The sequence below is a fragment of the Micromonospora sp. DT201 genome (assembly GCF_049841575.1).
In the GTDB taxonomy this organism is placed as follows: domain Bacteria; phylum Actinomycetota; class Actinomycetes; order Mycobacteriales; family Micromonosporaceae; genus Micromonospora.
This window is the reverse complement of sequence record NZ_JBNCKP010000009.1, coordinates 1-14,237: the sequence shown is the minus strand read 5'-3', so window position 1 is coordinate 14,237 and position 14,237 is coordinate 1. Positions and strand designations below refer to the sequence as shown.

At 68.8% G+C, this 14,237-nt stretch carries 5 protein-coding genes; all 5 read right to left on the bottom strand.

What is annotated here, in order from left to right; all coding sequences use genetic code 11:
• Positions 1–64: 64 nt before the first annotated feature.
• The 5 genes from ACLQ28_RS16875 to ACLQ28_RS16855 all read right to left on the bottom strand — a co-directional run bounded on the left by ACLQ28_RS16875 (position 65) and on the right by ACLQ28_RS16855 (position 14,217).
• Entirely contained in the window at positions 65–3,400 is a 3,336-nt protein-coding gene (locus ACLQ28_RS16875) for a right-handed parallel beta-helix repeat-containing protein (RefSeq protein ID WP_425687213.1), read from the bottom strand.
• Positions 3,397–6,201 carry a hypothetical protein gene (locus ACLQ28_RS16870; RefSeq protein ID WP_425687212.1) on the bottom strand — a complete coding sequence of 935 codons (2,805 nt, stop codon included), beginning with the start codon at positions 6,199–6,201 and terminating at the stop codon, positions 3,397–3,399. Before ACLQ28_RS16870 ends, ACLQ28_RS16875 begins: the two co-directional genes overlap by 4 nt.
• 59 nt (positions 6,202–6,260) lie before the next feature.
• Complete coding sequence (locus ACLQ28_RS16865; RefSeq protein WP_425687211.1) at positions 6,261–7,934, bottom strand: hypothetical protein; 1,674 nt, start codon at positions 7,932–7,934, stop codon at positions 6,261–6,263.
• Positions 7,935–8,017: 83 nt separating this feature from the next.
• Positions 8,018–9,163, bottom strand: coding sequence for a hypothetical protein (locus ACLQ28_RS16860; protein WP_425687210.1), 1,146 nt, complete (start codon positions 9,161–9,163; stop codon positions 8,018–8,020).
• Positions 9,164–9,312: 149 nt separating this feature from the next.
• Entirely contained in the window at positions 9,313–14,217 is a 4,905-nt protein-coding gene (locus ACLQ28_RS16855) for a hypothetical protein (RefSeq protein WP_425687209.1), read from the bottom strand.
• Positions 14,218–14,237 lie beyond the last annotated feature (20 nt).

The window sequence follows — 14,237 nt, the reverse complement described above, 5'->3', positions numbered from 1 at the left end:
ACAAGACCAATCAAGCAACCAGGAGGAACAACTTTTGGCATAACGGGTGGAGGTTGACTGGACATCAGCTCACAGCGGCCACTGTCGGTGACACGTCCTCCACCGAGAGTGTCCGCAATTGGTCGACGTTTGGAGCGCTCAATGTCCGCAGCCGGCCCGCCTGACGTGTAATCGAGTCCTCCAACAGTTGCCGGGCATACCGCCCATTGCCAAAGGAGCGACCCTTCGGTACGCGCTCGAAATGCTCCCGCAACGCAATCAGCGTGCCACCCGGGCACTCGTAGCCGCTTGCCGAGGCGATTCCCTGGAAGATCGCGACAAGTTCGTCGGCGCTGTAGTTCCCGAAGTGGATCCGGCGGGAGAAGCGGGAGGCCAGACCGGCGTTCGCGGCGAGGAACGTTTCGATCTCCTTCTCGTATCCGGCAGCGATCACCACCACCTCGTCCCGGTGATCCTCCATCAGCTTGACCAATGTGTCGATGGCCTCCCGACCGAAGTCCTGCCGGGCATCCGGCGGCGCCAGAGTGTAGGCCTCATCGATGAACAGCACCCCGCCACGGGCCCGTTCGAACGCCTCCCGGGTGCGCTGCGCGGTGTGGCCGATGTACTCCCCGACCAGGTCCGCCCGCGCCACCTCGACCAACTGCCCCCCGGCGAGTACGCCGAGCGCGGTCAACAACTGCCCGTACAGCCGGGCGACGGTGGTCTTACCCGTACCTGGCGGCCCGGAGAAGACCAGGTGTCGGGAGATCACCGGAGCGGGAAGCCCGGCCCGAACCCGGGTCCGAATCGTCGCCAGGAGATCGATCATGTCGGCCACCTCGCGCTTCACCCCACTCAGCCCGATCATGCCGTGCAGCCGGCCGAGCAACTGGTCGACCTCGTCGACCCGGGCCTCGCCGGCGCGCACGCCGCTCGCCGCCGGGACGCCAAGATCCTGCGGCAGCAACTGGGCCAGCTCCACCCCGTCCGACGAGGTCGCCTGCGAGAGCCGGAACGCCTGCCGCCCGATCATCTCCTCGAACACCTTCCGAGCGACTCGTGCGTTGCCGAAATTTGCGTCCCGGGCCATCCCGTCGAACAACTCGGTCAGTGCCAGTCGGGTGTCGTACTCCAGTGAATAGTGGTGCGTGCTGCACATCCGTTCGACAATGGTGACCAGTTCCTCGGTGGCGTAGCTCTCGAACTCCACGGTCTTGGAGAACCGGGAGGCGAGACCCGGGTTGGAACTCAGGAACGCGCGCATCTGCGCCGAATAACCGGCGACGATAACCACGATCTCGTCCCGGTGATCCTCCATCAGCTTCACCAGCGTGTCGATCGCCTCCCGACCGAAGTCGTGCCCGCCCCCACCACTGTCCACAGGAGACAGAGCATACGCTTCATCGACGAAGAGCACTCCGCCCCGGGCCTCGTTGAACTTCTCGGTGGTCTTCACCGCCGTACCACCGACGTGTTCGGCGACCAGGTCGGCCCGGGCAACCTCGACCAACTGCCCGGTCTTCAGTACGCCGAGCGCGGCGAGGATCCGCCCGTACAACCGGGCCACGGTCGTCTTGCCCGTGCCCGGGGCGCCGGCGAACACCATGTGTCGGGACATCGGCGGCGCCGGCAGGCCGGCCGCGGCCCGCCGCTGGCTGACCCGGTGCAGACCGACAAGGGTCGCCACCTCGTGCTTGACTCCGGCGAGCCCGACCAGCGCGTCGAGGTCGGCCAGGAGCGGGGCGGCGAGGTCGGAGGGACCTTCACCCGGCGGACCACCGCCGGCGGGCACCAACTCTCGGAACGGCGGTGCCTGATCACCCTTTGCCGGGGCGACTCTCGCAGCGGGGACGGCAGGCGCCGCTGGGCCGGTACGGGTCGGCTGGTTGCCGCCCTTGGCGGCCGGACGGAGCGAGCCGCCGCCGTTGCCAGCCATGGTCGTCGCCTCCACCTGGACCGGCTCGACCGTCTCCCGAAGCAGACCCTCCCCAACGTTCTCGAACAGCTCACAGCCGTCCACCCGCCCGGACGAGCCGGCCGCGAAGCGCACCCCCGGCCCGCCGCTGCCGTGCACCCGGGTACGCAGCAGGGTCAGGTTCGCCTCCCGCTGCACCAGGACACCGGCCGTCCGGGCGCCACCGAGGTCGCAACCGCTGACCATGGCCGTAGCGCCGACGTTGAGGAGCAGGCCCACGCCGCCGCCTTGCACGGTGGACTGCTCCGCCGTCAGGGACGCACCGGTCTCGACCAGGAAGCCCCCGGCCGCGCAACGCTCGATCCGCGCATGCCGGACGGTGGGCCGGGCCTCGTCGAGCAGGCGTACCCCGTATTCAAGGGAGTCCTCGATGACGCAGTCCTCGATCAACGGGGCCGCCGAGCCACCGACCACCACCCCGGTCGGCCCGCCGTGCACGGTCACTCCGCGTACCGTGCCGGTCGCCTCGGCCTGGAACAGCAGCGCCCCGGCCGGCCCGGCGGTGATCCGGCCGCCCTCGATCACCGGCGCGGCCGAGCCGGTGACGGCAACCGCGGCCGCCTCGGCACCGTCGATGTCACCGTCGGCGAACAGCCCGGTGGCCTGGTCGAGCACGAGCAGCCCGTGACCCGCCGCCCCGTGGACGCGGCAACCGCGTAGCACCGGGTCGGCGGTGCCGGAGAACACCACCGCGTGCCCCCCGACGGTCCGGATCTCGCACTCCTCCACCGTCGGTCGCCCACCCGTGACGACCACCCCGGCGCCGGGCAGGTCGTGCAGTTGGCTGCGGAGGACCCGGATCGCGCCGTCCTCCTCCACCGCCACCGCTGGGCCGTCGACGGCGCTGATGTCGCACCCCTCGACGGTGCCCCGCCCGCCCCGGGTGGACAGCACCCCGCTGCCCCGGATGTCGGTGAACGTGCAGCCACGCAGGACCGGGTCGGCACCGCCCATGATCACCGCCCCGGCGCTGCTCGTGTCCCGGACCATGGTGCCGGTGACCGTGCCGGCCGCACCCCCGTCGAACATCAAGCCGGCCCCGCCCGGGTTGCTGACCTCACAGTCACGCATCTCCAGCCGTCCGCCGGGCACGTGCACCGCGACGATCCCGTGCCCGGTGACCGTGCACTCGGCCGCTTGCAACGTGCCGCGCCCGATCTGCATCGCGGGCAGGTTGGTGCCCCCGCCCCGCACGGTCAGCCCATGCAGCGTCACGTTGCCGCCGGCAATGAAGACGGCCACGCCGTCCCCACCATCGATGGTGACCGTGCCCGGCCCGTCCTCGGCCACCACCGTCACATTCCCGGCCAGCCGCAACTGCTCCGGGTACGTCCCCGGCTGCACGACGACCGTGGCACCGGGAGCGGCCGCCGCCAACGCCGCGGTGATGGTCGGCAGGCACCCCGGTTCGGTCTGGGACACCGACAGCATGCTCTTGATCACGCTCGTCCACCCTCGTTGACTGCCACAGCACCGGCAACCGCCGGCAACGGGAAAGGCCGGCCCGCGTCGTCCAGACCGGGTGCGAAGGCCATCGGTACGGAACCGCCCGTACCACCGAACGAGGTCGCACCCCGGTCGGCCGTCCGCAGTTGAGACAGGATCCGGTCGGCACTGTCGCGCCCACCCTGGTACGAGCCGGCGAGGTCGCGCAGGAAGACCCGGCTCGGCTCGTCCGCCGTCTGCTCGTCCACGGCGAGCACCTGGAAGCGACTCCCCGGCGGGAAGATCGCGGAGGCTCGTTTGGTGCCGTCCAGGCCGTCCAGCCGGTGCGCGCTGACCGACCAGATGGCGAACCGCACGTGGTTCTCGTCGACCGGCGCGGGGCCCAGGTCGACGTCGACGAAGGCGGGCTCGATCAGGACGTCACCGGCCCGATAGCCGTCGACCAAGCGCACATCGGCGGGCCCGGCCCGGAAGACCGGACCCAGTACCGACGGCAACCGACGCAGCCCGTACGCGGCGCAGCACGCCACCACCGAGGCGCGATCCACGTCAGAGTCCGGACCATCACCGCGCAGAACCTGGTTCATCAGCTCACGTTCACCGTCGCAGTACGCCCGGATCGCGACCAGCCCCGTCGCCAGCTCCGTGAACGCTCCAGCCGTGGCGCGCAGTCCGGGTGACTGCGCCAGGGTTCGGGCGACCACCCGGGCGTGTGCGTCGTACCGGCCGCTGAGCGCGTTCCGCAACCCCGTGCGGTCCACGACCGCCCGCTCGATGTCGGCCTCGGCAAGCCAGCGGGGTTCCGGGCCGGGCGGTAGGACCGGCTGCGGTGCCCGGACCGGGCCGGGCCCGTCGGTGGCCGTGGCAGCCGGCTGGGCCGGACCGGCCGGGGAGGTGGGATCGGGCAGCGGCGGTGCCGTCGACAGCGCGGGCACGCCGGCAACGGCGTCGGCCTGCGCGGACGGCGTCGGACGCCACCCCGAGATGACCAGCGGGATTTCCTCGTCCCGGTCTTCCGGCCCGGCTGCGGCCACCGTCACCGCGTCGGGGTCGTCGAGCACGGCAACGCCCGCGCCGTCGACCGGACCGGCGGGAGAGGTCATGGCGGGGAACGGGAGAGCCTCGCCTGGGCGCTGCTGCCGACCGGTCAGCTCCTCGGCCGGCCTCGGTACGTCGATGCCCTGGTCGCTGACCGGCGGGTTGGTACCGGTGCCGGGCGGCGGAACGAACAACACCGGAAGTGGTGGCATTTCGAGCCGCGCCACCCGCGACGCCGCTGCCCAACGAACCGGTGAGAGCAGAACGGCAACCTGAGCATCGAGCGGAGCGGGCGACAGCTCCTCGTCTACCTGGCCGACCGGAGCCCGCTGACCGACCGTGGGCGGCTCGGGAGTCGCCGGTGGGACCGTTCTGCTGCCGGGGCGGCTGCCTCGGCGAACGGATACGGAGGGCAGTGCCGGCAGCATCCGGCCGAGGACCCGGACCCGACGTGTTCGGGGTGTCGCGCCCTGCTGGCGAGGGGTCCAACGACGGAACGCACCGGAGGTCTGGAGCAGCCCGGTGGCGGTACGGGACACGTCCGCGTCGGCCGCGTGCACCGGCACCTTCAGGGCGTCGGCGAGACCGCCGAAGAGCACGTCGGCGGCGGCTCCCCTGACCGGCGCGCCGTGCACGACGAACACCACCGGCTGGGTGTCGTCGTCCTCGCGACAGGCGTGGATCAGCTTCGCCAGTGCGCGGGCCGAGACCAGCCGACCGCCCACCCGGAAGCCGGTGACGTCCACCCGGATCTCGACCACGAACCCGGCCAGCATCGATTCGGTGCCGACCCCCGGTGCGTCCAGGAACGACCAGCCCGCCGGCGTCCGTACTCCCGGCACCGCGACCGTCGGCCGGGCAGCGGGAGCTGGCTGGGCCCGCAGCCCGGCGCGGGCCGGGTCTGGTGCGGGCCGATTCGGTCGCCAGGCGATGGGTGGGCTCGGTCGCCAGGCGATGGGCGGGCGCTGCGCCGGCAGGTCGACGAAACCGCGGAGCGGATGCGACACCAGGTTCGGCCATTGCGCTGCGGCTGGCCCGCCGGGGGCAACCGGCACGCTCGGAACAACCGGCACGCTCGGAACAACCGGCACGCTCGGAACAACTGGGCGATCGGCGTCGTTCGTGGTCGGGGCTGGCTGACCGGCGACCGGCGTGGGCAACAGGGCTGGGGTCGGCGCGCCCGCAAGCGCGACCGGCGTCGCCGCGACCGCAATCGGTGCGGCCGCCTCGATCGGCTCGATCTGCGCCGCCGCCACCACCGGCGGCGGCAGCGTGTCCGCCGTCGGTGCCGGGACCGTGATCGGGGACGGCGCCGGGAGCTGTGGCCATCGCCGGTCGGGACGGACCTGGCCGTTCGTGGCCGACACCGCCCACGGCGCGGTACGCAGCGCGGCATCAGCCGAAACGAAGAGCTCCTCCATCGGGAACGTTACTTCCTGGCCGATCCACTCGGCCAGTTGTCGCAACTCGACCCCCGGATCGACGGACCGGGCGTACCGCCCGAGCGGCACCAGCCGAATGCCGGTCGCGGCACCGCCCAGGTGCTCGGACAGCACCGTCGGCAGCACCTCGAAAAGGTCCGGCCTGGCGGTGACCGAGGGTGTACTCAACACCACCGTCGGTCCCGCCTCCGTGAGTAGGCCGGTGACCAGCGCCGACACTGGGGCGGCCCCGTCCACCTCCGTACGCAGAGCCAGCGCGTCACCGAAGGACTCCACGATGAGGCCCGGGACCGATTGGTCGGTCCCCGTGGAGGACATCAGCTCGGCCTCGTTCCCACTGTGCTGTGATGCGCGACTTCCCGGATGGACACCGATATTCAGCTCGCCGTGCCGGTGTGCCAGAGCCCACGGCCCCCCAACGAAATGGTCACGTTGCCGTCGGCCTGCAACACCAGGATCGCCCCGTTGTTGCCGGCCGTGCCCGAACTCCACAGGGTGGCCTCGCGCTTGGTGTAGAGCACCAGGTGACCGTCGCCCTGGAAGACCAGGTAATGACCGCCCTTGCCCCCGGTGCCGGTCTGCCAGACCAGCCGGCCCTGGTCGTAGAGGACCACGTTGCCGTCGTTGGTCAGCTTGAGCTGCAGCCGGTTGGTGGTCCACGCCTGGCCGAGCTCCAGCACCGACGTGCCCTCCACCACCCGGGTCTGCCAGTCCGGCTTCGACGGCGCGGCGGGCTTGGTCTGCTGGGGTCGGGGCGGCGAGGACGATCCGGCCGTCGGCTTGCCCCCGGCCGGTGGCGGGGCGGACGAAGTGTGCGGCGCCGGCTTGGTCGGTTGGGCACTCGGAGCTGACGTCGCGGTCGGCTGCGGCGTGCCGGTCGGCTTCGGCGTGGTGGGTTTGCCGCCCAGCCGCACATCCTGCTCGTAGTAGGCGACGTACCCGTTCACCAGGCTGATGTAGTCACGCAGCTCGGCGCTGTTCGGCACGCCGCCCGCCTGCTGTACCGCCTCAGGTCCGTCCCGGAACGCGGCCAACGCCACCGGGTACGGGTCCTTGCCCAGCCCAGCCACCTCGCCGAGCAGGGTGCACATCGTCCGTCCCAGAGCCGGCACGGCCGAGCTTGGATCCCAGGGTGAGGTAGCGGCGGCCGACGGGGCGTACCGGGCCCAGATCTGGGGGGTGAACTGGGCGATTCCCTGTGCCCGGTGGGGGCCGATCAGGTTCGGGTTGAACCCGGAGGAGGCCATCAACTGTGCCGCGACCCGGGCCGGCGAGAGCGCCGGGCAGGTGCGGCCGGCTGCGAGCACGGCTGCTACGTACTCGTCGGGCACCGGCTTCGCGGTGGTCCCCCGGCCCGGCACGACACCGCTCGGTCCGGTCGGTTCGGCCGATTCGGAGCCGCCACTGGCTTGGCGGGCGTACCAGGTGGCGTAGGCGGAGACTCGGTTGACGTATCCCCGCGCCGGCCCTGGTATGCCCTTGGCGGAGGTGACCGCGGCGATGCCGGAGTGGTGGGCGGCCAGCGCGAGCCGCCACAGGTCGCCGCCGAGGCCGGCCTGACGGACCTGGCCCACCTGATCGCAGGTGAGGTGAGCAAGGGCGGTGATGTTCGCGGCCGGGTCGTTGCGCTGGGAGGACGGACTTGGCTTCCACTTGTCCCACGCGGCGTCGGTCAACCCGGCCAGACCCGAGCCGCCGCTGTCGGACTTGCCGTTGAGGTCGAAGCCGGACGCGGCCATCAACTGCCCGGAGAGCCGCGCCGGGGTGAGAACTGGACACGAGCGCGCCGCCGCCGCGATGAGTTCCACCTGGCCGGCGGGGACCGGTCGTCCGGCGAGCCCGCTGTCCTCGGCGGTGGCGGTCCCGAACCCGGCGCTGGCGGTGACGCCGGCCGCGGTCAGCAGCACGAAGAGGACGGCGGCGGCGACCCAACGCCGCAGCGGACTGTCCAACCGGTCGAGGGCATGCCGGGGAACGTGCCGCAAACGGCGCAGGAACTTCGATGCGGTGATCCTGCCTCGCAACCGTTGCATGGCACTACCACCGGGCATCGTTGCCACCTTTGATCTCCCTCAACTGCCGTGTCCGGTTACACGACGGCCGCCGAGCCCGCCTGGTTCAACGAATCCGCCGATTAGTGGCGAATTTTGTCCAGGGCGGCGTCACCGTCACCGTCCGTGTCGACCGCCTCAGCACTTTCGGTGAGCGGCGCGTACAGAACTGACAACGCGCGGTGCATGGCCACCGTGTCCACCTCGGGCGGCAGGAAGTCATGGGCGCGGATGGCGTCCAGCAGGTCCGGGTCCGGGGCCAGCCCGTGTACGCGCAGGTAGTACGCGACCGCCTCGGTCCAGATCCACTGGCCGTCGGTGAAGAACCCGGTCGGCACCACCTCGCCGGCGGCCGGATCAACCACGTCCTGGCTGCGGGTCGCCGTGATCAGTAGCGGCGCCCCCTCGGCCAGGTAGCTCAGCACCCGGTCGCGTTCCTCCCCCTCCAGCCGGGGATGAGCCGGGTCGAAACCTGGTCCATGCTCCGGGTCGAAGGTGTCGTACACGCTGGCGACGAGCGGGGCTACCGCGGGGGCCGCGGTCCAGAGCAGAGTGGAGAACCCGAGCGCGGTGCGCTGGTACGCCGGCAGGTCGTCGGTGTCGAGGAACGCCTCGACCTGTGGATCCGTTTCTCCGGCGTCCTCCAGTGCCTCCTGCACCCGGACTCCCAGGGCGGGCAGCGCCGACTCGTCGTCGGCTTGGAGCAGGTAGAGCCGGCGCGGCGGCGGCCATTGCGTGTCCAGCGCCGGGAACCGCCAGGCTCGCCAGAGTGCCCTGACCGGTGCCCCTTCGTCACGCTGTGCCCGTACCGCTGCAACCGCCGCCTGGTCGATCTCGTCGGCGGCGCCGGGTCCGTCGTACGGCACGGTCAGGTCGATGCTGTACGGCACCGTGTCGCCGTGTTCGGCCAGTTCCTGCGGGCTGACCGGAGCCAGCCCGTACATCGGTTGCGGGTCGGTGTCCGCGCGCTCGATCTCGGAGAGCGCGTCGGTGTCCTCTTCGGCGTCGGCGAGGGTGTCCGCCAGCAGGAGTGCGTCGGTGTCGGTCATCGGCACCCGCCCGGCGAGCGCGGCGAAGACCACGGCCTGGGCGATCTCCACGAGTTCGCCGTCGGCCAGCCAGCGGCGGCAGGCGGTGATCAACTCGTCCGGCAGCCGACCGGACATCCGCAGCAGCAGGTGATGGAAGGCGGCAAGTTGATCACTGGACGCAGCTACCGCCTGGGTCATGACCTCGCCCTCCTGGTACACGTGCCCGTCCCGCTGTTCGGGTGGTCGTCCAGACGACGGTTGGGGCGCCCATCCGGTTCAAAATTGCCGGTGACCGCTCTCGGACGAGCTTGGGCGGACCTGCGCGGTCTGCGCACAACCAACCACGATCAGCGGTGATCGGTCTCCTTGTTGTCCAGGCGTACGCCGAGGTCCTCAAGTTTTCTCCGCGCGTCCTGCAGCCTCTGCTCGCGTTCGGTCCGCAGCCCCTGCGCGTCTTCGATCCGCCCGTCGTCGGGTTGTGCCTGGACCAGACCGCTCTTGGCCTTGTTCTTCTTCTTGCTCTTCTTACTACCGGCAACGGGCGGTGCGGGCGGGTTGGCCGATGCGAGCTCATCGAACGCCCGCTTGGCCTGGAAGTAGTCACCGATCGCCGCCCGCAACACCGCGTCGGGATCCCCGGAACGGGCCTCCGGGCCCGGCCGCACCGGCACAGCCCCGGACCCGCGCTGCTCGGCAGCAGCAACGGCGTCGGACCCTGACGCGACCACCCGCTCGGAGGTGCCGAAGGCGGGGTGCTCCCGGATCGCGGGCCCGATCGGCGGCGGACCGTTCATGTAGCTACTGCCAGCGCCGAACCACCGATAGGCGTTAGCCGACCGACTCGCACTGACCGCATAAACGAGCGGGAAGACCTCCCCGTTCTCGTCCACCAGGAGGACGAGTGCAGCACCCCCGCTGCCACCAGCGAGATGGACATGCAGAGGGACATGCAACTGAGGACGATCCTCCCGGATACCGACTCCGCCCTCAGCGGCACGCTCCAGGACCGCCACGTCGTCCGCCGAGAACGGATGATTCTCCAGCGAACGGGCGTACTCCACCCGCCCAGCGAACTGCCACGTGCCCATCTCATTCGGCACCAGCCGCGCCAACCGCTCCCGACGTGCCGCCTCCACCTGCCGATCCCGCTCACCCTGCTCGGCATCCAACCGCGACCACACCGCACGAGCCGCAGCCCGCACCCCGGCCCTCGACTCCTCGTCGAACCACAGGTCGGTGGCCTCCAACCAATGCTCAAACTCCTGCGCGAACGGGCGCAGCCGACGAGACTGCCGCACATCACGCACACCATCAACCGACGTCAGGAACGTACGGAACGAATAGTCACCCACCACATCGGGGCGCTCCGCCAACATCTCAGCGACGTCAGGCCGGGCCAGCAACAACGGCACCACCGACTCATCCGCCAGCACCACCTCCAGCAGAACGGGGTCCGAAGCCCGCAACAACTTCCCCACCTGCACAGACCCGTTCAACCGCCCCGCCAACCAACCCACCGGCGACGCCCCAGCAACCCGTGGTCCACCATCGCCCGCCACCGACCCCCGACCAGCAGGGCCCCCCACCGATTCCACCGGCCGTGACGTGCCCACCCCCGCCACCACCGGCCGCGGCGGCGCACCCGGCACCACCACCGGCGCCAAATCCTGCACCGTCAGCGTCGAAACATCCCGCCCCAGCGACTGCAACCGCCGCGCGGTCTCCACAAAACGGTCTGAGCGGTCCGAGTCGTTCCGATACGACTCCACGAACTGAGGCTCAGTCAGGAACCTCCGCGCAAAGCCCGGCCACGCATTCAACAGCTGCAGCAAGTTGGCGTCCGACAAGACCCTCGACCACGTGCCGGAATCCAACACGGCCGTCGTCCCCGCCAACACGCCCACCAGGCCAGGGCGCACCCGAAGTTGGTTCAACCTACCGGATCCGAGCTCACCCGTCAGAACCTCATTACGACCCAACGCCTCCCGCAACTGCGAGTCAGCAGCAACGGCCGGCAGGAGCGCACGGTTATCCCGGACAGCAGACAAGAGGAACGGATGCTGACGGAACAGGTCACTCACCGCCGGCTCCCCGGTCAGGACCCGCACCAACTCCCGGCCACGCAACGCCGGCACCCAGTCACCGGGACGCTCCGCCAGCACGCCGGCCACCGCAGGCTGCCGCCGGATCAACCGCCGAACGTCCTTCCTATCCCGCACCAACTCGTGCACCGCCGGATCCGCCAACGCCGACGCCAACACCGGAGCCGCAACCACCACACGCAACACGTCAACCGACGAGAAAACCCCCTCCACCAACCCGGGATCCGCAACCAACAAACCCTTCAACGGACCCCGGAAAATGCTCTCCAACTCACCATCAGTCAAGTCATAACGGTGCGCAAGGAACGCCTCCGCCAACGCCGGCACCGACCCAAGCGTCGACACTTCACCAGGATTAGCCGACAGGAAACGCAGCAACGACAGATGACTCACCGCCGCATCAACAACCCTCTCCCCCTGCGCAGCCAACACACCAGCAAAACCCTCCCGCGCCAAAAGCTCAAGCGCCCCCTTCCGATGAACCAGAAGCACCTCCGCCACCGACGGGAAATCGAACATCAATTTGTAGACAGCCGTTTTTGAGCCGATTTCTAGGGAGAATTCGTTATAGTTCCGCCGAATCTGGAAGATCGACGTTTGCCGTGCCATTCTGTCGCCCTCGCTGGACACTTCCCCGCGCACGTTTCCGTCGGACAGGTAGAAGTGGTACAAGGGGTCGGACTTGAGCATGGCTTCGAAGAATTTGGGCGCAGCCTGCAAACTACGGAACACGACGAGCGCGTCCGGCCCGTCCAAGAGGCCAAGCAACCCGGGCAACTTCCCCAGCACGTCGACCATCAGCGGATTTTCCACCAAGATCGCCGCAAGAGCAGGGTGACGTTCTATCGAGGCGACCAACCGAGGATGCTGCCGCACCCTCGTGCGTTGGGCCAGAATCTCTGCCGACTTCTCCGGCGAGAGGCCAGCCCTGGTCGCCGCCTGCCCAGCCGTCTCATCGGCGGGCTCCCGCAGAATGTCAGCCAACGGCACGGCCTCGGGTTTCACGAAGACGCCTTCCGGCGACACCAACCGCGCACCCAAACCTTCAATAACTACCCGCAGCGGAACGGACCAGTCCTTCGACCCATCGCGACGCAGCGCCGCGCTCTCCTTTATCGGCCCGTCGAACTTCGCCGCCACCTCGACCATCGTCTGCGGGATGGGTCGACTCGCGATCTCGATCAACAACTCGGGTGCCGCGACGAGCATGCCAGCCAGCCGCAACTCTGAATCGGAGTCAAGATAGTCAAAGAACGCCGGCGCCGACAGCAGGACCTCCCAGTGGGCCTTCGTCGGCAGCAGATCCGAGTTCGTCGCGAGCACCCCCGAAAGCTCGCCACGCCCCTGCAGGTTCCTGAGCAGCATCTCAGAGACCCGTAAACGATTGGTTACTTCAGCAACCAGCAGGGCAAGCGGAAGGTTCTGCACCAGCAGCCGCAGCATGCCCTCGTCATTGGCAACCACTGACCCAAGCTTCGTGTCTTGGAACAGTGTCCGCCAGACGTCCGAGTAGCCGAGTGACGCAACAGCGAGCAACCCCTCATCGCGCGCCAACGATTCGACCAGCGCCGGCATCTCGAGGACCAGCAGACCCAGCGGGCGGAGGTATTCCGCCGTCAGAAAGCGCAGGCCGCTGCTCAGCAGGAGCGCCCTCCGATATGCCGGATTATCCCTGACCCCCTGGGCCACCGGCAGGAACAGATCCTCAACTCCAGCATTAGTGATACGCCGTCTCATGGAGCGACTACGCAGCAGAATGGGAAGCAGGGGTCGCGTTGTGTCCGGCTTGTCCAGCAGTTTCTGCCACAGCCCGTCGGTGGCATCCAGCAACCGCCCGTACTCATGAGGGTGGCTCAAGAGGTCCGGGTTAGCGGCGAGGAAGTTCGCAAGGTCGGGCTTGTCCTTCAACAGACTCCACCGGCGCTTTCGGACCTCCCCGGCCAACTCCGGATCCAACACCGCAGCCCGCAGCACCGAATTCTGGGCCAGCGCCTTGGTCTCGGCAGACGAGGCCTCCCTCTTCAGTGGAGCGACCTGAGGGGGGGCGGTTGCGCCCCGCAACGCGACCAACAGTTCTTTGGAGGACCTGGTGTCGAAGTATGCCGGGTTTCTCGACAGCCGCGCGGCCACCCACCGGTTCCCAGCAGCCTCGCGAAGCAGCTCAATCGAACCCGCAAGACGCTCGCCGAATACCGGGCTGCTGTCGATCAACACATCAGCAAGATCTGGGTCCCCGTTCAACACTGAAACAACATCAAGATTGGCGACCGCCGCCGCAAGCATCCCCGGCACTCGCACAACGGCCCCCACCGCCGCCGGGTTTCGCCGCAACACATCCAGAAACCGAGGGTCCTGGAAAAGAAGACCAAACTGTTCTTTGGACCAAGAAGACGGCGCCGACTCGTACGCGGCGGATAGTTCTTCAACCAGGCCGGGCGAGCGGGTAACACCACGGAGCGCCACAGCCGGATCGGGTGAACTGATAATCGCCTCAGCGAGGGACGACTTCGCAAGCAGCCTCGAGAGTTCGAAGGACACACGATAAGGGAAGACCAGGTGCGACCAGTCACCCAGACGCCTCATGGCCTCCAGCCCGGCAGGCCAGAAGAACAACTGGCGAAGGTGATAGTTATTCTCAAGCCTATTGACAATATCGCCTTTTCGATCGACGAAATGCTGCAGCAGATCAAGGTCGATTGGCTCGTACCCCTCGAAGTGCAGTAGCTTGTCGAGAAGGTTGGGGAAGTTCTCGGCGTAGGTCACCGCGAGCTTCGGCCGTACCAACATCAGACCGAGCAGCCTCGGCTCCTTGATAAGCATGGCAAACTGATCGGGCGACAGCCCTCCCTCCGCCTCACGCCGGGTCAGATGGCCCATTATCGCCGCGAGGCCCATCCTCCGACGCATCCGGGAATATGCTTCCGGGAGCCCTGAGGCAATGCTTGCCCGATCGTCGATCGAAAACCGATCATCTTCGGCATAGGTGTTTCGCAACCATTGGTAGGCTTCCCGCCTGTAAGTCTCCTTTTTGTTTTCTTCGATGTCCCAACGCGAAACCACGCGTTGTGCTGCTGCCTTCAGACGTTCGTCGAGCTGCGGGTCTATCGCCGCGGCGACAGTGCCCGCCCGGCCGGACGCCCCGGCAGCCAATCGCGGGCCGCCAGCGGTGG